We start from the raw sequence: 19,771 nt of genomic DNA, 5'->3' as shown, positions 1-19,771 counted from the left end.
GCAGCTGTCGTCTCAGCTGTTGGCGTCGGGGCCCGCCGGGCTCTCGTCGGGGACGCGCCTGCCGTTGGCCCACGCAACCAGCACGAAGGTCACGCTGATCAGAAGCGCCCAGGCGCCGAACTTCTCCCAGGCGACGGGCTGCCACCCATGGGCCTGATAGGGGTAGCGCCACGCGCCGAGGTAGGTGGCGATGTTCTCCGCCAGCCACAGGAAGAAGCCGATCAGGGCGAAGCTGAGGGCAAGGGGCATACGGTGGCGGGAACGTCCGACGGCGAACGTGACCTGCGTTCCGGCCGTCACCGCGATCAGCGCGACGGCGAGGGGCCAGCGCACGTCCGGGAGCCAGTGATGGCTGAAGAAGTTCGCGTAGATCGCCATGGCCACCACCGAGGTGGCTCCGGGGCGGTAGCGGATCAGCCGCAGATCCAGCACATGCCAGGCGCGACAGACGTAGCTGCCCACCGCCGCGTACAGGAAGCCGCCGTACAGCGGGACGCCCGCGAACTTCAGCACGGCCGGCTCCGGATAGCTCCAGGAACCGAGCGCGACCTTCACCAGCTCGAAGGCCAGCCCGATCACATGACACACCGAGATGACCGCGAGGTCCCGCCCACTCTCCCAGCGGCAGACCAGGAACACCGCGGTCAGCAGCACCCCATAGGCGACCAGCAGGTCATATCTGGCGATCGGCAGCTGCGGCAGCGCCTGGGATACGGCCACGCCTGACAGCAGGGCGATGGCGAAGGCGCAGCAGCGCGTTTCGAGCCAGGCGAAGAGGAGGGCCTTGCGTAGAAGGACGGTCACGGTCGACATATCCATGCCGACGCGTGGGGCCCGCGCGCCGGTTGCCGGTGGCCTGACGCGGGGGCGAGGCGTTCGGTCACCCGCTGTCAGTTCGCGGCCTCCGCGTCCGGGCCGAAGGCATCGGCGAACCGGGCCGCCGCCCGACCACTGCCGGAACAGCAGCGCTTGGTGCACCGCCCCGGGGCCCGTGGCCAGCACGCCGATGGGCGTGTCGAGCACCTCCCAGCCATGGCAGTACGGGCAGTGCAGCACCTCACGGCCCCAGCGCTCGCGCAGGCCAGGCACGTCGGGAAGCTCGTCGACCAGGCCGGTGGTCACCAGCAGCCGGCGTGCGGACCAGCTCCGGCCGTCCTCGGTGCCCACGGCGAAGTGTTCGCCGGCGCGGCGTACGGCGGTGACCCGGTCCGACACGATCCGTCCGCCGTAACCGGTGACTTCTTCCCTCCCCGCCCGCAGCAGCTCGCGCGGCGGGAGGCCGTCGTGGCGAAACATTCCTTGCCGCTTCAGCAATGCGGCGGCAATCAGGGCTCTGGGTACGGGCCCGGCGGGTCGGTCGGGCCCGTACCGGCTACTGCGGCGGGACGAGCATGCGCTCGGCGCCGAACGCGGTGCCGGTGCGCGCGTACATGCTGGTCTCGCCGCCGGACCAGCGGACGACCAGGTCGTCCGGCCAGCCGTTCGCGTCATAGCTGCCCGCCGTCAGCACCACGTCCTGGGTCCAGATGCTCTGCGGCGGTGCCATCTGGACCTCCTTGCCGAGCCCGCCGGGGCCGGTGTCCTGGTACTGCGAGATCTTGCCGTTCGGCCAGCGCACCAGAGCGTCCCAGTTGGCACGTCCGCTGAAGTCGCCCGCGGTGAGCAGAGTGGCCTGCTTCCAGCGGGCGTCCGGCTTCTGCAACCGGTGCTCGGTGCCGAAGCCCTTGTCGCCGACGGCGGTGTAGTCGGTGATCTCGCCGTCGCTCCACCGCACCAGCAGATCGCTGACGTGCTTCGCCGTGCCGAAGCTGCCGCCGACGATCCGGTCGGCGTGGCTCCAGACCGAGCCGGCTCGGGCCAGACCGATACCGCGGCCGAGGCCGCGGGCGCCGACGTCCGGGAGGATCCTGACCTCGCCGCTCTTCCATACGACGAGCAGGTCCGAGCCGTTGCCGCCGGAGAAGTCACCGCCGGTGAGGGACTTGACGTCCTTCCAGGTCCCTCCGGGGCCGGCCAGCCGCCGCCTACCGGTGAAGCCGCCCCGGCCGTCACCGGTGTAGAGCGAGACCTCGCCGTCGGCCCACACCACGATCAGGTCGCCCTTGCCGTCCCCCGTGTACTCTCCCGAGGCCAGCAGCCGGGCGTGGGACCAGGCGTCGGCGTTGCCCATCGCGTACGGCAGCGCGGGCTGCTGGTAGGAATCGCCGTGGCTGACGTGCTGATTGTTCTTGGCCTCGTCGTAGAGACGGAAGAGCCAGTCGCCGTACATCGGGCTGTAGGTGAGCCAGTTGGCGTTGTTGTCGTTGCCACCGCCGTTGTAGCCGCCGGTGTTGCCGATGATCTCGCCCGTGCCCTTGGTCCAGTCGATCTTCGAGAACCAGGGACCTCCGGAGACGCCGCCCCACATCCCGGCGCACTTGGCCTGCATCTGGTAGAAGCCGCCCAGCGCTGCCGTACGGGTGGGACAACGGACGGCGCGGTCCTCGGGGTTGTGGCTGGACGGGTACCCGACCATCGTCACGTTGTTGACGTAACCCGGCGTGCGGACCAGCGTGTTCGCCCCCACGAGGTCCTGCGCGTTCTTGCCCTGGGACGAGGGGGACAGCCGGGCGAACGCGAAGTCCAGATCCGAGACCCGCTGCTTGCTGTTGTTGACGTAACGGTTGTCCACGAACCAGTCGGCGACCCGGTAGAACCCGTAGGTCTGCTTGTCCAGTGCGTACTCGGTCCGGTACCACGGTACGAAGACGGCATTCCCGCCGCTGCAGTGCCCTGCGGTCAGGATCAGATTGTGGCCGGGGCTCTGGACGACGCTGGCCGAGCACTTGTGGGCGTGCATATTGCCCGTGGTCGGGTCCTTCTCGTATGTGAAGATCACGCCGACCGACTTGGCGCCGGGGATGTGCTCCGCGGTCGGCATACCGGCCGCCACCGAACGGCTGTCCCTGGGCGCGGCCGTGAGGCCCGCCTTCGGGGCTGCGGTCGGCGGTGCGGGGTCGGTGGCCGAGTCCATGCGGTCCGGAGTCCAGAACCGGAGGGCGTCAGCGTCCGACCAACCGCCGCCGTCCCCGTCGGACGTCAGGCTCTTCGTCCGGGCGGGGGTCGGCCGAGGAGACGGCGCGGGCGTGTCGTCGGCATGGGCGACGGGGCCGCCCGCCAGGGCGCCGCCGGTCAGGAACAGTGCGGTACCGGCGGCCGAGACGGCGAGGTGGCGTATGTGTATGGGTGACGTGCGCAAGGAGTGCTTTCTGATGACGACGGAACAGCAGAACGACGGAACGACGGAACGACGGAACGACGGAACGACGGAACGACGGAACGACGGAACGACGGAACGACGGAACAATGACCTTCGTCAGGCGGAGCCGGCGCCGTTTCGGCCGCGGCGGCGCAGGAGCACCCAGCCGCCGGCCGCGAGTGCGAGCACCCCGGCTGCGATGCCGCCGACCAGCCAGGGCCGGCCCTGGCCGACGGGCTCGCCGGCCACGGTCACCCGCCGAGTGGTGGTCTGCCGCCCGTGGTGGCTGATGACGGTCAGCGGGTGCTTTCCCGCCAGGACGTCACCCCGCACCGTGGCGCGGCCCGCGTAGACCGTCGCCCCGTCGTCGCACTTGCAGCCGGGGTCGTCCGCGCTGTCCTTCCGGATGGTCACCCGGCCGTCGAAGACGGGGGACGTGACGGTCAGGACGTCCTCGCCGGAGGCGGGATGACGGTCGGTGAGCACCACGAGCACATCGCCGCCGGGGCGCACGTCGGCCGGAGTGTCACTGCCCGGGAACGCGTCCTTCGGGCCGACGACGAACCGGCCGATCATCGCCGATCCGCGCGCGGTGACCTTGAGCCGCGTGGTGGCGACGGTACGGCCGTGAGCGGTCGCGGTGACGGGGTACATGCCCGGTGCGATGTCACCGCGGATCCGGTGGTGCGAGCCCGGCGCGTCGACCTGGGCGGACTGCGCAGACCCCTTCTTCACCGGGGTGAGCCGGATCGGTTCGACCAGAGCGGGGGAGCGGACGGTCACGGTGTCCCACCCGGCGCGCAGCCCCTCGATGCTGAACCAGACCGGCCCGCCGTTCTCGACCCTGCCCTGGTCACCGAAGTACGTGAGCCGGGGCCCGCCGGACGGGTTGCCCCCGATGGCGGCAGCCGTGACCCCGTACGCGGACGCGCCGGAAACCGGCCCCGTCACAGGGACCAGGACAAGACCGGCGACGGCCACGGCCCGAAGCGTGCTGCGGAACAAGATTCCCCTTCCCCCGATGCTGTACACGGGGAAGACGGCGGCACGGGCCGGCGGGTTGCCTGAGCTTATGGATCTTTTACGTCAGCTGTTCGAGCGGCGCCCGGTCGACTCCCGCCGCGGAGCGGGTGCGGCGGGGCCGGAAGCTGACGCGCGAGCCCGGGCCCGGTCCTGGCCCCGCCATCGCGCGGAGCCCGGGCTCACCGCGTCTTCTCGTACACCATCACCCGGCGTCCCCCGGTCTCGGCGGAGACGGTGAGGGTGAAGTGCCGGGCGAGGACGGTGAATTTGGTCAGGTCACGGGGTGCCGACGGCGCCGGGGAGGGGACGATGTCACTGACGACGATGACGCGCCGATGAGCAAGCATGGCGGCCCGGATGCGTTCGGGGGTGGCCTCCACGCCGTACAGGGTCCCGGAGGCGACCGGGTCCTCGGCCAGCGCGAGGTCGTCGAGTCCGTTGAACTCGGCGGGCGTGACGAGCGCGGCGTCACGCCGCTGGTCGGGTATGTACAGGACGCCGTCCCCCGGGCGGGCCAGCTCCGCGACCTTGTCGGCCGTCACCCGCACGTCATCCGTGCGGCTCTCCGGGTTCCGCAGGCCCCGTTCCAACGGCAGCAGCGCGATGAATACGACCGCCACCAGCCCGGCGAGCAGCATCTCGCCACGCAGCCACCCCCAGCCGCGTGCCCGGCCGTATGGCAGAGCGGCCCGCACCGCCCAGGCGATGGCGGGGCCGACGAGCAGCGCCAGCCCGATGTAGGCGAAGAGCACATAGCGGTCGACATAGAGCGGCTTGATGAGCCAGGAGGCCAGCAGCAGACCGAGTTGCGGGACGGCGAGCAGCGGCAGCCCCACCGGGACCGGAGACAGCTCCGTACGCGCGGGGCGCGGCACCCGGGCGCACGCCAGGGCGATCACCAGCATCGCGGTCACCCCCAGCAACGTGACGGCCGAGGCGGGCTGTATCCACGCCACCTGATCCGCCTGCGGAAGGCTGGCGAGTATGAGCGGCAGGGTCCCCGCCGCGATCACCGCGGCGGACATCAACCACCGTGCCAGCAGCGGGCGTTGGCCGGTGCGCCAGGCGATCAGGACGGTCACGCCGTGGGCCGCCAGCGCGAAGAGCGAGAGCCAGTTGAGCAGCGCGGTAGCGAGCATGACCGCCGTGTAGCCGCCCCAGCGCCACCCCCACGCGGCCCGCCGCCCTCGGCCGTCGCGTGACGTCGTGGGTCCCGCCGGACAGACCGCGCCCACCAGCAGCCAGGTCGCCACCGCCACCCCTGCCGTCACCAGCGTGAAGGAGCGCCCCTCCTGTGCGTACCGCTGCATCACCGGCAGCAGCGCCAGCACCAGCCCGGCCGAGAGGCCGGCCGTGGGCCCGGCGAGTCTGCGGCCGATCGCCGCGGTGGCCGCCGCGGCGACGATCGCGCCCAGCGCCGAGGGCAGCCGCAGCGCCGCCAGGTTGGCTCCGAAGACCTCGAACGAGGTGTGGATCAGCAGGTAGTAGAGCCCGTGGACGACGTCCACCTGCCCGATCATGTGCCAGATCTCGGGTATGGACCGCCGGGCCACCTCCCATGTCGCGGCCTCGTCCCGCCATATCGCGCCCTGACGGGACAGCCCCCACAGGCTCAGTCCCAGTGCCAGCAGCGCGGGCACCCCGGGAACCGCACAACGCGGCCACCAACGCGCTCCGACGGTGGCCGGGGCGGCCCTTCGTCCGATGACGGCAGCGGGTCCGGGGCCGAGATCAAGAGACATGCCGGAACTCTAGCGTTGACGTATACATTGCATGCATAGAGGTGACGTTGTCCGTCGGCGGCGTCGGGTGCGAACTCGCGCCCGCTCCGGCACGTCGGACAGGTCCTAATTCAGGGGCGGATACGGACGACAACCAGGCATAATCGCCCAACTGTCCTGATCCGATACGAGCCTGGAGTGCGCCACGTCAGCCGAGCAGCCCGAACCGTACAACCCGCCACGCCCGCTGACCTGGCACGAACTCGACCCGGAACGCCACCCCTTCGTCTGGGACGAAGCCGAGGAGGCCTACGTCACCGAGCGGATCAAGGAGTATGTGCCGCCGGTGCTGTCCCGCATGGCGGGCTGGTGGGCCGGGGAGCGGTGGTGCGAGCGGCACATGGAGGCCCTCTTCCTGGAGCGGTACGGGCTGTGGGCCCGGCACTGGAACTGGACTGTCGGGGAGGCGGGCGGTGTCGTCGGCAGCTGGTGCTGCGGTGCGTGCTCGGTGGGCACACCGGAGGAGACCGCCGCCCGGGCCGTGGCCGCCCTGCTGGAGTGGCGCGACTGGCTGGAGGAACTCGCCGCACGCTTCGCCGAGTTGGCTCCGCCCCCGCAGGCGAGCCCCGAGGACCGCAGCTGGCACCTGGAGCGGGCCTCGGCGCGGCTGGTGACGCGGGTGCTGGACCGCACCGGCGCGGAGAGCGGTTGGTACGGGCAGTGCTCCTTGGCGCTGGAGTGGTTCCTCACCTCGACCGGTATGGACCCGGCGGAGGCCCGGGCGGCGGTGGCGGACGCCATCGGCGGGCGGTTCAAGAGCTGGGCCGCGCCCCGGGCGACGCTGATCGACTCGGTGGGCGAGGACCTGGCCTTCGGGCTGACCGGACAACTGCCCTACCGCGACCACCGGGAACACAGCGAGCTCGAAGAACACCATGACCGCGGCTGACGCCGACGCGCTGGCCGACTGGTGCCGGGTCCGGCAGCAGGTCGACTGGGCGCGTACCGGCGCCGAGGACGTCACCGGCCCCGTCACGCCGTCGGTGGACGGCTTCACCGCGTGGTGCGAGGGCCCGGTCCGCCGCCGCGACCCCGCCCGTGCGGAGCGTCTGCTGTCCGCCTACGCGGCGGCCCGCGCGGACGCCGCACGGAACGCACCGCTCACCTTCGGTCTGCTGGCCGGCTGGCAGCGCCTGGTCCTGGGGACGGCTGAGGCCCCCTTCCGAACGGGCGACGCCTACGCGAAGGGCGGCCGCGAGCGATACCGTCTGACCCCCCGCACCGAGGCGGACTTCGCGCGCTGTCTGCGCGGCAGCGACGAGAAGCAAGTGCCGCCGGCCGCCCGAGCGGCCCGGACGTACCTGGACGTGGCGTTCTTCCACCCCTTCGCCGACGGCAACGGCCGGGCGGCCCTGCTGGCGCTCACCTTCGTGCTCGCGCGCGAAGGCATCGTGCTGGACGAGGTGGGGCCCCTCCAGACCACCCGTTACGCGGACGATCCGGGGGGCGCGGCCGACCTCGCGGTGCTGGTGGGCATCCTGATCCGGGCGACCAGAGGCCGCGCATTCGCCCGACAGCCCCAGGACAGGGCGACCACGGCTCACGACCACGGCATGGCGCAACGCCGCGCGGGCATCGGAGGAGGCCACGAAGCGTGGCATCAGCGACCCCTCAGTGAAGGGTCTGTTCCGCCCAGATGATCTTGCCCTCGGGGGTGTAGCGGGTGCCCCAGTGCTGGGCGAGCTGGGCGACGAGGAAGAGACCGCGGCCGCCTTCGTCCTCCACGGCGGCGTACCGGAGGTGCGGGGCGGTGCTGCCGGTGTCGGAGACCTCGCAGATCAGGGTGCGGTCGTACAGCAGGCGCACACGGATCGGGCCGGAGGCGTAGAGGATGGCGTTGGTGATGAGCTCGCTGACGATGAGTTCCGTGCTGAAGACCGCTTCCTCCAGCCCCCACTGCGCGAGCTGCTCCGTGATGTTCGCGCGTGCTGCGGCCACCGCCGCAGGCTCGGAGGGGATCTCCCAGGTGGCGATGCGGTCCGGTGGCAGGAGGTGGGTGCGCGCGACGAGCAGGGCGATGTCGTCGCGCTGGCGGCCCGGGAGCAGGGCAGCGAGTACGGCTTCGCAGGTCTCGTGCGGCGTCCGGCCCGGGTGCGCCAGCGCCGTGGCGAGTTCCTGCATTCCGGTTTCGATGTCCTGCCTGCGGTCCTCGACCAGGCCGTCGGTGTAGAGGGCGAGGCTGCTGCCCTCGGGCAGGTGCAGCTCCACCGCCTCGAAGGGCAGGCCGCCGACGCCGAGCGGTGCGCCCGCGGGGAGGTCGGGGAACTCCACGGAGCCGTCGGGGCGGACGAGGGCCGGCGGCAGGTGGCCGGCGCGGGCCATGGTGCAGCGGCCGGAGGAGGGATCGTAGATCGCGTACAAGCAGGTGGCACCCGCGACCACGGCCTCGTCGTTCGCCGCGATCGCCTCCTGGTCGATGCGGTTGACCAGCTCGTCCAGGAAGCTGAGGAGCTCATCGGGCGGCAGGTCGAGGGTGGAGAAATTCTGCACCGCGGTACGCAGGCGGCCCATGGTGGCGGCGGCATGGAGCCCGTGGCCGACCACGTCACCGACGACCAGGGCGATACGGGCGCCCGGTAGCGGGATGACGTCGAACCAGTCGCCGCCCACCCCGGTCTTTGCGGGCAGATAGCGGTGGGCGATGTCGAGGGCGTTCTGCTCGGGCAGACCGCGCGGGAGCAGACTGTGCTGCAAAGTGACGGCCACGGCATGCTCACGCGTGAAACGGCGCGCATTGTCGATGCAAACGGCGGCCCGGGCCGCCATCTCCTCGGCCAGGGTCAGATCGCCCTCCTCGAAGGGGGTGTTCTCCCGGGAACGCCAGAAGTTGGCGACGCCCATGAGCACACCGCGCGCCTGGAGCGGAACGGTGATCAGTGACTGGCACCCGAAGTTCAGGACCAGCTGGAAGCGCTCGGTGTCCTGCGCGCGCCAGTCATCGGCGGCCCGCAGGTCGGAGACGAGCACGGACCGTCCGGTGATGAAACCGGTGGCCATCGGACTGGGCATGACGTACCTGTGGAGCTCGCCCGCCCGGTAGAGGGGATGGTCCTCGCGGATGCCGGCGAGCGCCACCCGGTGCAGTTCCGGCGCCTCGCTGTACGACCCCGCCGGCGGCTCCTCGCCGCTCAGGACAGCCTCGGCGAGGTCGACCGTGACATAGTCCGCGAACCAGGTCACGGCGACCTGGGTCAGTTCCTCGGCGGTGCGCTGCACATCGAGGGTGGTGCCGATGGTCATGCTCGCGTCGTACAGCAGCCGCAGTCGACTCTGAGCGGCTTCCGCCTTTCCCGCGAGGGCGAGCAGTTCGGTGGAGTCCCGCAGCGTGGTCACACTCCCGGGCGGGCCGCCCCGACTGTCCGTGGGCCGTTTGTTCACCGCCAGTAGCCGGTCCCCGACCGGGAGTACCTCGTCGGTGACCGTGCTTCCGGAGGTCAGCAGCTCGGCCGCCCGGGGGGCGAGTCCGAGGTCGGCGACGCGGCGCCCCTCCGCATCGGGCGGCAGGCCGAGGAGCCGGCGCGCCTCGTCGTTCGCCAGCAGGACGCCCCCGTCCGCGTCGACGATGAGCACCCCCTCGCGTACGGCATGCAACACCGCGTCGTGGTGTTCGTACATGCGGGTCATCTCCGCCGGGCCGAGCCCATGGGTCTGCCGTCGCAGCCGGCGGGTCACCAGCGCCGTGCCGGCCGTGGTCAGGGCGAGCGCGGCGGCCCCGGAGCCGAGGACGACCGGCAGCTGCCGGTCGATCGCGCTGCTCACGCGGCTGACCCGCATACCGGACGACACGAGGCCCACGACAGAGCCCTTGGCGTCCGTTACCGGGACGACCGCCTGCACCTCGTGACCGAGCGGTCCGTAAACGCTTTCGATGGTGACGTGGCCGGCGAGCGAAGGCCCGATGGTGCCGACGAAACGCTTCCCGATCCGGCTCGGCAGGGGGTGCGTGTAGCGGATCCCGGCCCGGTTCATGACGACGATGAAGTCGACACCGGCCTTCTTGCGAGCGGCCTCGGTCAGTGGCTGGAGCACCGCGGACGGGTTGGGGCTGCGCAGAACCTGCACCAGACCGGGGCTGTGGGCAAAGGACTCGGCCGCGGCGAGCGAGCGGTCACGCGCGCTCTGGAACCTGTCGCTCCGGGACTGGACCAGCAACGTGGTCACCGCGGCCACGACCAGCAGCAGCACGATCAGGACCTGTAGAAGGAACATCTGGCCGGCGACGCTGCGGCTGCCGGCCAGGGAGCGCAGGCGCCGGGCCGCCGGCTTCGGCGAGCCGTCAGGCCGCGCACGGCGGCCGTGGCCGGCCGGGCGCCGCCGGGTGAACCTGCGCCCCGAAGTGAGCCACGGGAAGCGGCCGGAGATTCGGGCCATGTTACATATGTACCTCGTGCACCGTTACGTCCGATACACACCACGCCGGGATATCGCATGACTGTGCGATGACTCTTCGCCCCGCGAGATTCTCATGAAAGCGGCACCGCAGGGCCGGGACGCCGGTCCGAGCCGACGCCGCACCCTTCTGAGCAGGGGCTCCGTGGTCAGCCAAGTTGCGATCCGGTCTTCTCGAGCGCCTCGCCCACCGGCTGGTAGAAGGTCTCGCCGCCCGAGGAACAGTTGCCCCTGCCGCCGGAGGTCAGGCCGAGCGCGGCGGTGCCCTCGAAGAGCGAGCCGCCGCTGTCGCCGGGCTCCGCGCAGATGGTGGTCTGGATCAGACCGTCGACCGGTCCCTCCTGGTAGTTGACCGTCACATTGAGCGCGCTGATGTCACCGTTGCGCACCTGGGTGGTGCTGCCGCTGCGCTGCACCTTCTGGCCCACGATCGGATCGCCCGCCTTGGTGATGGACTGCGTGCTGCCGTTGTAGAGATCCACCTCGCCGGGGTGCACCATGTCGGCGGCGGTGTACTTCGCGATGCCGAAGTCGTCACCGGGGAAGCTGCCGCTCTCCGTCACGGCGATCTCGGTGCCCCCCTGCGCGGCGGACCAGCTCCGCACCGCGTTGGCGCAGTGCCCGGCCGTCAGGAAGTACGGCTGTCCGCCCTTGGTCACGTTGAAGCCGAGGGAGCAGCGTGCGCCGCTGCCCCAGATGGCGTTGCCGCCGCTGATCAGCGGCCGGAGCGTGGCTGTGGATGTCTCGACGACAGCCCGGTCGCCGAGCGAGGAGACGACCGCCCTGAGCTGCTGCAGCCTGTCGCCCTCGACCGTACGGTCCGCGACGACGACCACCTTGTTGGTCTTCGGGTCCATCGCCCAGGACGTCCCGGGGATCGTGGCCTTTTCCTTGAGGGTCGCGCGGGCGGCGTCCAGCGAGGCGAGGGAATGCTTGACGATCCTGGCTTCGGCGCCGGCCAGACGGGCCTTGCCCGCGGCGGCCTCGCTGGTCACGTTCACGATGAGCTTGTGGTTCTCGGGGTCGTAGTAGGAGCCCGCCGCCTCCCCGCTGAGGGCGGAGTTGATTTCCTTGGCGCGGTGAGCGGCGATGGTGGCCGACGGGGGGTCAGGGGCAGGGCGGGGTGCGGCTTTGGCGCTCTGCAGGGTGAGTGCGGCGGTGAACAGGGCCACCACACCGGCAGCGGCGAGGACGGTACGAGGCGTCGGTACGTAGGTGCACTTCACGTCAAACCTCTGCTGGGGTCGAGCCGGTCTATGAGTCTGTGGGCCTGGACCGTCACTCGTCGCTTGTCCTGCGCCCCGCCTTCGAAAGCCGGCGGCGCGCCGCAGACGTCCTGACGGCGTGGCACGCCGGCGCGAATTCAATCCTTTCCTGCCCCTGCTCGGCGCCACACCCGCCCGGCGCCAGATCGGCGGGAATCACCTGTACGGCCGGTGGCGGGGCAATCGGCCCTACCGGCGACATCAGCCGCGTCCGTCACCGACCCTGGTGCCGCTTGGAGCCGGCGATCGAGGAGATGAAACCACATGAGCCGGCTCTCGGAGAGCCTGCGACTTCCTGGAAGGGCTCCCGCCTGATTTCGCTCTGCGTGACGAAGACGTCCCCGCCGCACCCGAGCGCGGCGACGAACCCCCTCCCGCTCCTGGAGGCCATGGCATCGCGCGACTTCCGCATCGCCGCAACGTGCTCATCGACACCGGCCGCCGCCCCGATGAGATCCGTCAACTGGCATGGGACTGCACTCGCCAGGACACCGATGGCGGCCGGCTGTTGAACTGCGACAGCATCAAGGAACAACGCCTGGGCCGCGAACTGCCCCTCACCGAAGCCACTGCGAAGCTGATAGGAAATCTGGTGCGAGAGGGGCCTGGGCGGTCCGGCCGCGAGTACCTGGCTCGACTCAATGGTCCACCCACGACTCCGAGCCAGGGCATGTCCTGTGGAGCTGCGTTGGGGCTTCGCCGCTCACCGGAATGATCCACAAGACAGGCCCTAAGGCACGTTCCTACACGGGTGACGCGCTCGGCCGACGGATTTACCGGGCCGTTTCCGTCCAGGTGACCGGCAGTTCGTGGACGCCATAGATATTCATGTCGGTCCTGAGTTTCACCTCGCCGGCGGGGATGGCGAGCTTGAGGGTCGGGAAGCGACGCAGCAGTCCGTCGAAACCGGCGCGCATCTCGATGCGGGCCAGTTGCTGGCCGAGGCATTGGTGGACGCCGTGGCCGAAGGACAGGTGACCGCGGGCCTTGCGGTGGACGTCCAGGGTGTCGGGGTTGTCGAAGCGCTGGGGGTCGTGGTTGGCAGCCAGCATCGAGACGACGACGGTCGATCCCTTGCCGATTGTTTCACCGCCGAGTTCGATGTCCTCCGTGGCGTAGCGAAAGAGGATGTCGACCACGGACAGGTAGCGCATGAGTTCCTCGACGGCATCGGGCAGCAGATCCGGGTTGGCGCGCAGTTCGGCCATCTGCTCGGGGTGCTCCAGGAGCGCGAAGGTGCCCAGTGCCAGCATGTTGGCGGTGGTCTCGTGGCCCGCGAGCAGCAGCAGGAAGGCGATGCCGGTCAGCTCCTCGATGGTGAGGTCGTCATGGCGGGCCAGGTCGGACAGTATGTCTTCGCCGGGGGTGGCGCGTTTGCGCGTGACCAGTTCGGCCAGGTACGTGGTCAGTTCGGTGTACGCGGCCATCTTCTCGTCGAGCGACACGTCCTTGACCAGGAACTTGGCGGAGTTGACCTGGAAGGTCTCCCGGTCCGCGTAGGGGACACCGAGCAGTTCGCAGATCACCAGCGAGGGCACCGGCAGCGCGAACTCCTTGACCAGGTCGACCGGCGGGGTAAGGCGCGCCAGCTCGTCCAGTTGCCGCTCGGCGATGTCGATGATGTGCTCTTCGAGCTGCTTCATGCGTTTGACGGTGAAGGCGCCGGTGAGCCTGCGCCGCAGCCGGGTGTGGTCCGGCGGGTCCATGGCGATGAACATGCCCGGAATCTGCGGGGACGGTTCGGTAGCGGCGGGCATGCCGGGGGTCTCGTACGGTATGTGGAGAACGCCGATGTCCTGGCGGGAGCTGAAGCGAGTGTCGGCCATGAGCTGGCGGACCGCGTCGTAGCCGGTGACGATCCAGCCCTCGTGACCGTCGGGGAAGACCATGGGACTGACAGGGCGAGCCTCGCGCAACCGGGTGATGTGGCGGGGCGGGTCGAAGGGGCCCGCATCGCGCTCCATGGGGAGGCCGTGCGGGATGGGAACCGGCTGACTCATCGGATGGCCTTTCGTGGCGGTTGTTGCGGCCACGATCGCCGACGGACCTGACATACGACTGACACGGCTCTGACACCGACCCTGCCGGAGACACGGTCGGCCAGGGCGTGGACTACATCGACCACGCGACGCCGGGTCTGCTCGTGACGGCCGTCCGCTACGGGTTGGCGTCCACCGCGACGGCCGTGAACTCCGGCATGACCAAGGGCGTCATCAACCGGTTCAAGGTCATGGATGTCTCTTGCGGTGCCGTGCCGACCGGGCACGTCATCGTCACCACGCTGCGCTGACCGGAGCCGACGCGGCCATCATCGGGGTGGCCTTCGCGAGGGTATTCCGCCCGGCCGCGGGCGCCCTTGACCGGTTCGGCGCGAGCGGTCTCATCGTGCTGCTCAGCTTCGCGGCCCGGCTGGCTCACCGTCGCCCTGGGGTTGGCTGCAAATACCGCGGAGTCGGCCGGCATGGCCACCGTGCCGCTGACCATGCTGCCGTTCCTGAGCAGCGCGTGCGTGCCCGCGGACACCATGGGACCGGCGTGCGGCGGTTCGCGGAGTACCAGCCCTTCACCCCGATCATCGAGACGCTGCGCGGGCTGCTGGCGGGCAACCCGTCGACCGGCGACGCGATCGCGGCCGTCGTCCGGTGCATCGGGCTCGCCCACCTCGGGTACGTGTGGGCGGTCTCCACGTTCAAGAAGCGAGCGTGACCTCGACCAGCTGGGACCAACTGGTCCGCGTCCCCTCCCGAGCCGCCTCGGCGAACCGCGCGTCGCCGAGGCGGCGCCGCGCGGTCTGCTCGATCCGAGCCACGTCCGGGTGGGAGCGGTCCTGCAGCCCGCGCACGCCCGCGCTCGCCGTGAGCAGCCGCACGGCCTGCTCGTGCTCGTCGCGGCGCAGTGCCAGGTCCGCGACCCCGACGAGCACCCGCGCGATCAGCGGCGCGTGTCCTGCCTCGGACGCCGCCTCGCAGGCCGCCGCGCGGTGCGCCCGGGCCTCGCCGGGGTCGTCGGCGAGGTAGCCGAGCAGGTCGTGCGTCACCGCGCGCAGGCTCGCCTGCTCCGCTTCGTCGCCCAGCACGGCCGCCGCGACGCCGAGTTGCCTGTGCGCCTCCTCGGCGTTGCCGCCCCACCGGGCGAGTTCCGCCTTCGAGAGGGCCAGGAAGGCCAGCGCGCCCGGCCAGGTGACCCGCTCCGCGCACCGTTGTGCCTCGGCGATGGCGGCCGCACCGGCGTCCTTGTCGCCCAGCAGCCAGTACAGCCGCGCCTGTTGCGACCGCATCCGGATGACGTCCTCGGTGGCACCGACCTCGGTGACGACCGCGATCGCCTGCTCGTAGTACTCGCACGCGCCGGCGAACTCGCCGCGCACGGCGATCCGGTCCGCCAGCTCGGTCAGGGCGAACGAGATCCCGAACCGCTCGCCGAGTGCCCGGAACTCGGCGAGCGCCCTCTCCAGATACGCGTCCGCGTCCCGCCCGTCCTGGCCGAGCATGATCCGCATCTTGCCCAGGTGCAGCCGGGCCAGCGCGCGCGCCCAGGGGTCCTCGTCGTCCAGCAGCAGTTCGAACGCGGGCAGGACCGCGTGCGGTGCCTGGAGCATGCGTTCCAGCGGGGCGACGAGCCCGATCAGCGGGTGGCAGTACTGACTGCGCCGGCTGAACCGGTACGCCTTGTGGATCCACTCCGCGGCCTGGTGTTCGTCGCCCGGCCCGGAGGTCACGAACAGCACGACCAGGGCGTACACCGTGGCCCGGATGTCGTCGGTCACCTCGCCGGGCGTCCTGGTGGCCGCGGTGATCAGCTCCATGCCCTCGGTCTTGTGCCCACTGAGCCACCAGTACCAGCCCGCGCCCGCCGCGAGCCGCATCGCCGCCTGCGCCTCGCCCGCCGCGAGCGCGCCGCGCATCGCCGCACCGATGTTGTCGTGCTCGGCCTCGAGCGTGGCCAGCCAGTCCAGCTGCTCGGCGCGGCGCAGGTGCGGCTCCGCGGTCTCGTTGAGCTCGGTGAAGTAGGCCAGGTGCGCCTGGCGCGCCAGGTCCGATTCCCCCGCCTCCGCGAGCCGTTGCCCGGCGTACTCCTTGATCGTGCCGATCATGCGGTAGCGCGGGGCGTTGTCGCCCTCGGCGCGCAGCAGCGACTTCTCGGTCAGCGAGGTGAGCAGCTCGAGGACCTGCTCCTGCTCGACCGCGTCGCCCGCGCAGACCCGTTCGGCCGCTTCCAGGCTCGCCCCGCCGGAGAACACCGAGAGCCTGCGCAGGACCATCCGCTCGGCGTCGGTGAGCAGCTCCCAGCTCCAGTCGACCGCCGCGCGCAGCGTCTTGTGCCGCGGCAGCGCGGTCCGGCTGCCGCTGGTCAGCAGGCGGAACCGGTCGTCGAGCCGGTTGGCGAGCTGGTCGATGGACATGGTGCGCAACCGGGCCGCGGCCAGTTCGATCGCCAGCGGCATCCCGTCCAGCGCCCGGCAGACGCGCACCATCGTCGCCGGCGTGTGGGCGTCGACCGCGAGATCCCGGCGTACCGCCCCGGCCCGGTCCCGCAGCAGCTGAACGGCGGGTGAGGACTCGATCTCGCCCGGGCTCGCGTCCCCCTCCGGCAGGGCCAGCGGCTCGACCGGCCACAGCGCCTCCCCGGTGATGCCGAGCGGTTCCCGGCTCGTCGCCAGGATCCGCAGCCGCCGGCACTCCCCGAGCACCCGGTGGGCGAACACCGCCGCGGACTCGATCACGTGCTCGCAGTTGTCCAGGATCAGCAGCGCCTCCCGCTCGCGGATCGCGGCGATGAGCCGGTCCGTCAGCTCCGCGTTCGGGGCCCCGCCGAGCAGGGCGTCCCGCAGGCCCAGCCCGGCGAGCGTCGACTGCGCCACGTCGCCGTCCGCGCCGATGGCGGCGAGCTCCACCAGCCAGGCCCCGTCCGGCAGGTCGCCGAGCAACGTGCGCGCGGTCTCCGTGGCCAGCCTGGTCTTCCCCGAGCCGCCCGGTCCGATCACGGTGGTGAGCCGGTGCTCGGCGATGAGCTCGCGGACCGCAGCGACATCTGCGCCCCTGCCGACGAAGGTGGTCAGCTCGGCGCGCAGGTTGGTCTTGCGGCTCGCGTCCCCCCGCCCGAGCTCGCTGCGCACCAACTCGCCCCGCAGCAGCGCGACGTGCAACGCGGCCAGCTCCGGCGAGGGGTCGATGCCCAGCGCGTCGGCCAGGGCCTCCCTCGCGCGCTGGTACACCAGCAGCGCCTCGCTGTCGCGACCGGCCGCGACGAGGGCGCGCATCAGCGCGGCGACGAGCCGTTCCCGCACCGGGTGCGCGGCCACCAGGTCGGTCAGCTCCGTGACCATCTCCGCACCGCGCCCGAGGGTGACCTCCGCGTCGACCCGCTCCTCCGTGGCGGTCAGGCGCAACCCCTCGAGCCGGACGACCGCGGCATCGAACGCGGCGCTGTCCTGCAGACCGACGGCCTGCATGGCCGCACCGCGCCACAGTTCGAGGGCCTCGCGCAGCAGCCGCACCCGCCGGGAACTGTCCTCGGTGCGGGCCTGGCCCGCGATGACGAGGCGTTCGAACCGCACGGCGTCGACGGCGTCGGGCTCCACCGTCAACCGGTAGCCGTCCGTCCGACCCTCGACCACCCCGTCCGGCAGTGCCTTCCGCAGCCGGGAAACCAAGCGCTGCAGGGCGTTTGTCGCATCGGCGGGCGGGTGCTCCCCCCAGATCCAGTCCACGAGCGATGCCTTCGGGACCACGTGACCCGGCTTGAGCGCGAGGGCGATCAGTAGTCCGCGCAGCCGCGCGCCCGGCACGTCGGCCAAGCTGCCGTCGTCCGTGCGAACCTCGAACGGACCCAGCATCCCGATCTGCACCCGCTGATTTTGTCATAAGCGTTTGGCAGGCATCCAATTGTTGACGCGCGGCGGGATGTTGTCGTGGTAGTGGCGCCTGTGCAGGCGCGCCCACTGCGGCTGCCCGCTTCTCGCGGAGGTGCGGCAGGTACTGGCCCTCGTCGTTGACGAGCAGGGCCGCCGTGCTGGTAGGGACGGGCTGTGTCGTAGCCGTCTCCACGGATACCGCCTTCGTGACGTAAGGGGGTTGGGCGAACGGGGCTGAGCGCCGTCGGTCCGGCCGGCAGGGCCTATGAGCCCTGCGTTTCGGTGGATGTGGCGTCGGGGGATGGCGCGGTGACGGGTTGGTGGGTCTCTCGTGTGTGCTGGTAGGTCCACAGTTCGCGGAAGAGGCCGGGGTGGCTGACCAGTTCGGAAAAGGTGCCCTGCTGGACGATGCGGCCTTTGTCCAGGACCAGGACGCGGTCGGCGACGGCCACGTTGGTGAGCCGGTGGGTGATCAGGACGACGGCGCGAGTGGCGGCCAGTTTGCGCAGGCCGGCGAAGATGCGGTGCTCGCCGAGCGGATCGAGAGCAGAGGTGGGCTCATCCAGGAGCAGAAGGCCGGCGGGCCGGTGGAACGCCCGTGTGAGCGCGATGCGTTGCCACTGGCCCCCGGAGAGTTCCTGTCCGCCCAGCCAGTCGCGGGCCAGTACCGTGTCCAGCCCGGAGCGCAGCTCGGTGACCACCTCGTCGGCGCCCGATGCGGCGCATGCGGCGTGGATGTCGGCGTCACCGCCTTCGGTGGGCTGGCCCAGGGTGATGTTCTCCCGGGCGGTGAGCGGCCAGCGGGCGTAGTCCTGGGGCACCAGGGCGACCTGGGACCACATGGCGTACGGGTCGAGATCGCCGGTGGGCACGCCGTCCCAGGTGACCGATCCGGTGGTAGGCAGGTACAGGCCGCTCAGGAGCTTGGCCAGGGTGGTCTTTCCGCTGCCGTTGTAGCCGACCAGCGCGACGACTTCGCCGCGCCGCAGGGTGAAGGAAACGCCCCGCAGCGCATCGTTCTTCGCCTCCTCGTACCGGAAGACGAGATCCTTCACGGCGATCTCTTGCGGCGGCTCGGGCACGTGGCTGCCGCGGATCATGCGGTATCCACCGGCCTCCCGGAGGAATTCGGACCAGTCGTCCATGTAGAGACCGGTGCGCATGATGCGGGCACCGCCGACGACCAGTCCACGAAGCGCCATCCCGACCGTCTGCAGAGCGAAGACGGCGGTGCCGGCGTGGCCGACGCTCATGCGGCCGGTGGCCAGCAGCCACACCACCGCCGCCCACACGGCCGCCGAGGCGACCCCGCCGCAGAGCGCCCCGACCAAGGACATCCGTGCCCCGGTATCTGCGGCGCGCCGGTCGGCGCGGTTGATGCGATCGGTGATGTGGCGGTATCGGCCGACGAGGAAGTCGGCCATGGTGCCGGCGCGGATCTGGTCGGCCGCGTAGCGGTCGCCCACATGCCAGCGCAGGATCGACAGCAGCCGGTAGTCACCGTTGGACCGCAGTCGCGCCAGATAGCGCACACGAGCGGCACTGACCTGCGCCACCGCCTGCGGGAAACTGGCCAGCGCCAGCAGCGGCAACAGCGCCGGATGCAACGCTGTCAGCACGCCGGCACCGGCGACGAGGGAGGCGAGCGAGGCGATCAGATCCTGGCCCTCGCTGACCAGATCCTGGGCGATCTCGGCGCCGCGGTCAGCGGCTTCCTTGCGGTGGTTGAAGCCGGGGGCGTCGTACGCGGCCAACTCCACCTCGGTGACCGCCCGCAGCAGCCGTTGCTCAGCCTCGCGGCTCATCTGCGGGCCCAGCCGGGAGGACAGCCACGCCACCGTGATGCCCAGCAGCGCCCGGGCCGCCGCCGCGCCCGCCAGCATGACCAGCGAGGGCCACGCGGCCAGCAGGCGACCGTAGATGTCACCGCTGGACAACAGTGCCGCGATCGTGCCGCTGACCGCCAAGAGGCCCAGCGCCTGCATCGCCCCGGACGCGGCCTGGCAGATCAGCAGCCCCAGAGCCGCCCAGCGGTCGATGATCCAGGCCAGGGCGACGGAGCGGCGCACCAGTTGCGGCAGCCGTCGCGCCATGTCCACCAACCGGATCTGCCGCCCGGCTTTCTCCCGGCTGCCGGTCCGGTCGACGAACTGCAGCTCCTCCCCACCGGTTGCTGCCTCACCAGGGTGCTGCTGCGCTTCCTCGCGTCGCGCACGGCGAC

14 protein-coding genes and 1 pseudogene are annotated in these 19,771 nt (G+C 71.1%); 4 read left to right on the top strand and 11 right to left on the bottom strand.

Going from position 1 to position 19,771, the window contains the following annotated elements:
* Positions 1-12: 12 nt before the first annotated feature.
* The 5 genes and pseudogenes from KI385_RS04960 to KI385_RS04940 form a co-directional block, all read right to left on the bottom strand.
* Positions 13-813: a DUF817 domain-containing protein gene (locus KI385_RS04960; RefSeq protein WP_425357060.1), complete on the bottom strand. Its 801-nt coding sequence runs from the start codon at positions 811-813 to the stop codon at positions 13-15.
* A gap of 132 nt (positions 814-945) precedes the next feature.
* Positions 946-1,284, bottom strand: a pseudogene (locus KI385_RS04955) (NAD(P)/FAD-dependent oxidoreductase); the annotation flags it as partial.
* An 88-nt stretch (positions 1,285-1,372) separates the two neighbouring features.
* On the bottom strand, positions 1,373-3,238 hold the full coding sequence (locus tag KI385_RS04950) for a trypsin-like serine peptidase (protein WP_238571002.1): 1,866 nt from the start codon (positions 3,236-3,238) through the stop codon (positions 1,373-1,375).
* 117 nt (positions 3,239-3,355) lie between these two features.
* Positions 3,356-4,243 (bottom strand): hypothetical protein, encoded by an 888-nt coding sequence (locus KI385_RS04945; protein WP_238571001.1) that lies wholly within the window; start codon positions 4,241-4,243, stop codon positions 3,356-3,358.
* A 197-nt stretch (positions 4,244-4,440) separates the two neighbouring features.
* Complete coding sequence (locus KI385_RS04940) at positions 4,441-6,003, bottom strand: glycosyltransferase family 39 protein (protein ID WP_238571000.1); 1,563 nt, start codon at positions 6,001-6,003, stop codon at positions 4,441-4,443.
* 325 nt (positions 6,004-6,328) lie between these two features.
* Between KI385_RS04940 and KI385_RS04935 the strand changes: the two genes are divergently transcribed.
* Both KI385_RS04935 and KI385_RS04930 read left to right on the top strand, forming a co-directional pair.
* The gene (locus KI385_RS04935; protein ID WP_238570999.1) at positions 6,329-6,931 is read left to right on the top strand and encodes a hypothetical protein; all 603 of its coding nucleotides are present in this window, start codon (positions 6,329-6,331) and stop codon (positions 6,929-6,931) included.
* The gene (locus tag KI385_RS04930; RefSeq protein WP_238570998.1) at positions 6,918-7,682 is read left to right on the top strand and encodes a Fic family protein; all 765 of its coding nucleotides are present in this window, start codon (positions 6,918-6,920) and stop codon (positions 7,680-7,682) included. Before KI385_RS04935 ends, KI385_RS04930 begins: the two co-directional genes overlap by 14 nt.
* On the opposite strand, the gene KI385_RS04925 is transcribed toward KI385_RS04930, so the two are convergent.
* Both KI385_RS04925 and KI385_RS04920 read right to left on the bottom strand, forming a co-directional pair.
* A complete protein-coding gene (locus tag KI385_RS04925) occupies positions 7,654-10,413 on the bottom strand; it encodes a SpoIIE family protein phosphatase (RefSeq protein ID WP_425356868.1) in 2,760 nt (919 codons plus the stop codon). The genes KI385_RS04930 and KI385_RS04925 overlap by 29 nt on opposite strands.
* Positions 10,414-10,580: 167 nt before the next feature.
* The gene (locus KI385_RS04920; protein ID WP_238570997.1) at positions 10,581-11,657 is read right to left on the bottom strand and encodes a S1 family peptidase; all 1,077 of its coding nucleotides are present in this window, start codon (positions 11,655-11,657) and stop codon (positions 10,581-10,583) included.
* Positions 11,658-12,117: 460 nt separating this feature from the next.
* Here KI385_RS04920 and KI385_RS04915 point away from each other — a divergent pair, with 460 nt between their 5' ends.
* Positions 12,118-12,411: a hypothetical protein gene (locus KI385_RS04915; protein ID WP_238570996.1), complete on the top strand. Its 294-nt coding sequence runs from the start codon at positions 12,118-12,120 to the stop codon at positions 12,409-12,411.
* Between the two features lie 58 nt (positions 12,412-12,469).
* On the opposite strand, the gene KI385_RS04910 is transcribed toward KI385_RS04915, so the two are convergent.
* Together KI385_RS04910 and KI385_RS04905 are read right to left on the bottom strand one after the other, a co-directional pair.
* Positions 12,470-13,696 carry a cytochrome P450 gene (locus KI385_RS04910; RefSeq protein ID WP_238570995.1) on the bottom strand — a complete coding sequence of 409 codons (1,227 nt, stop codon included), beginning with the start codon at positions 13,694-13,696 and terminating at the stop codon, positions 12,470-12,472.
* Positions 13,697-13,853: 157 nt separating this feature from the next.
* Complete coding sequence (locus KI385_RS04905; RefSeq protein WP_238570994.1) at positions 13,854-14,222, bottom strand: hypothetical protein; 369 nt, start codon at positions 14,220-14,222, stop codon at positions 13,854-13,856.
* A gap of 9 nt (positions 14,223-14,231) precedes the next feature.
* Between KI385_RS04905 and KI385_RS04900 the strand changes: the two genes are divergently transcribed.
* Complete coding sequence (locus KI385_RS04900) at positions 14,232-14,402, top strand: hypothetical protein (RefSeq protein WP_238570993.1); 171 nt, start codon at positions 14,232-14,234, stop codon at positions 14,400-14,402.
* On the opposite strand, the gene KI385_RS04895 is transcribed toward KI385_RS04900, so the two are convergent.
* Positions 14,386-17,544, bottom strand: coding sequence for an ATP-binding protein (locus tag KI385_RS04895; RefSeq protein ID WP_238570992.1), 3,159 nt, complete (start codon positions 17,542-17,544; stop codon positions 14,386-14,388). The genes KI385_RS04900 and KI385_RS04895 overlap by 17 nt on opposite strands.
* Positions 17,545-17,813: 269 nt before the next feature.
* Positions 17,814-19,706 carry an ABC transporter ATP-binding protein gene (locus KI385_RS04890; protein WP_238577564.1) on the bottom strand — a complete coding sequence of 631 codons (1,893 nt, stop codon included), beginning with the start codon at positions 19,704-19,706 and terminating at the stop codon, positions 17,814-17,816.
* Positions 19,707-19,771 lie beyond the last annotated feature (65 nt).

This window comes from Streptomyces inhibens (assembly GCF_022221585.1).
Classification (GTDB): Bacteria; Actinomycetota; Actinomycetes; order Streptomycetales; family Streptomycetaceae; genus Streptomyces; species Streptomyces inhibens.
The sequence above is the reverse complement of the archived record's forward strand: the minus strand, read 5'-3'. Positions and strand labels throughout refer to the sequence as shown.

Coding starts and splice junctions, on each gene's coding strand:
- KI385_RS04930 (WP_238570998.1), top strand. CDS start 6,918: ATGACCGCGGCTGACGCCGACGCGCTGGCCGACTGGTGCCGGGTCCGG.
- KI385_RS04905 (WP_238570994.1), bottom strand. CDS start 14,222: ATGGTGTCCGCGGGCACGCACGCGCTGCTCAGGAACGGCAGCATGGTC.
- KI385_RS04960 (WP_425357060.1), bottom strand. CDS start 813: ATGTCGACCGTGACCGTCCTTCTACGCAAGGCCCTCCTCTTCGCCTGG.
- KI385_RS04910 (WP_238570995.1), bottom strand. CDS start 13,696: ATGAGTCAGCCGGTTCCCATCCCGCACGGCCTCCCCATGGAGCGCGAT.
- KI385_RS04940 (WP_238571000.1), bottom strand. CDS start 6,003: ATGTCTCTTGATCTCGGCCCCGGACCCGCTGCCGTCATCGGACGAAGG.
- KI385_RS04925 (WP_425356868.1), bottom strand. CDS start 10,413: ATGGCCCGAATCTCCGGCCGCTTCCCGTGGCTCACTTCGGGGCGCAGG.